Below are 1,381 nucleotides of genomic sequence, written 5' to 3' on the forward strand. Positions count from 1 at the left end.
CGCAACCAACCACACGAAAAAACCCCGCTCAGGCTCGGCCGGCGGGGTTTGTCGCGTCTGGACCCACAGATGGCGATCACTTCGTCGATACCGCGTCGCCCCAGCATGGCGTCGGCGCCGTGCCCTCATCGCACAGGGGCGGCGCCGGGCGAATGCAGTAGGGGAGGGGACGTCAGCGTAGGGTGAAGCCGGCCTAGCCAGCGGTCGCGACGCGCTCGCAGATGCTGCGATAATGCGCCATGCCGCCGGCATAGGGCATGAACACCCGCGGTTTGCCCGGTACGTTGGCGCCCAGATATGCCGCGACTCGGAAGGAAGCCGATTTTTACGCTTTTCAGGATGCGTTTTGAGTGATTCGATGGGTGGATGGCAGGGCAGCTTCTCTCCGCCGAGGACCGACGCCGGTTGTGTCCCTTGGAGTGGTGTAGCTGAGCGAGAGCGGGAGAGCTCGCCTGCGCGCCCTCACAGCGCTGTAGCAGGCGGGATCTCTCGCGGGGGTGGCCATCGGCGGTGACGGGTTAGGATCGGGTTGTGAGCCACCAACCCCGAACCCGGGAGACCCCCGATGACCGACGCCATGATGAGCCTGCGGGCGCTGGCTGAGAAGAGCGCTGACGCGGACGTGCTGCGCGAGATGATCGGCTTTGCCGCACAACGTCTGATGGAACTGGAGGTGGGCGGCCTGACCGGCGCGGCCCACGGTGAGAAGAACCCGGAGCGACTGGCCCAGCGCAATGGGTACCGTGACCGCGACTGGCAGACGCGAGCCGGCACCGTCGAGCTGCGCATCCCGAAGCTGCGGACGGGGAGCTACTTCCCGAGCTTCCTGGAACCGCGCCGGATGACCGAGAAGGCGCTGACAGCCGTGATCCAGGACGCCTACATCCAGGGCATCTCGACCCGTGCGGTCGACGATTTGGTCCAGGCGCTGGGCGGGACGGGCATCTCCAAGAGCCAGGTCAGCCGGCTGTGCCAGGAGATCGACGAGCGCGTGAACGCCTTCCTGGAGCGGCCGATCGAGGGCGAGTGGCCCTACCTGTGGATCGACGCGACCTCCGTGAAGGTGCGCCAGAACCACCGCATCGTCTCGGTGGCCGTCATCGTGGCGGTCGGCGTCAACACGGATGGGCGACGCGAGGTATTGGGGCTCGACATCGGTCCGTCCGAAGTCGAGACCTTCTGGACCGAGTTCCTGCGCAAGCTGGCCCGGCGCGGCCTGCGCGGGGTCAAGCTGGTGATCTCGGACGCCCACGAGGGCATCAAGGCCTCGGTCGCCAAGGTGATGACCGCCTCCTGGCAGCGGTGCCGGGTGCACTTCATGCGCAATGTCCTGGCCCATGCCGGCCGCTCGGGCCGGCGCGTCGTCTCGGCCTTCATCGCC

General features: G+C 67.3%; 1 protein-coding gene. It reads left to right on the forward strand.

All coding sequences use genetic code 11. The features are described from left to right. Window positions 1-565: 565 nt before the first annotated feature. On the forward strand, window positions 566-1,381 hold an 816-nt coding region (locus tag VP06_RS28345; RefSeq protein WP_048467157.1), incomplete at its 3' end, for an IS256 family transposase.

Origin of the sequence: Methylobacterium aquaticum (assembly GCF_001043915.1) — a bacterium.
Lineage (GTDB): Bacteria > Pseudomonadota > Alphaproteobacteria > Rhizobiales > Beijerinckiaceae > Methylobacterium > Methylobacterium aquaticum.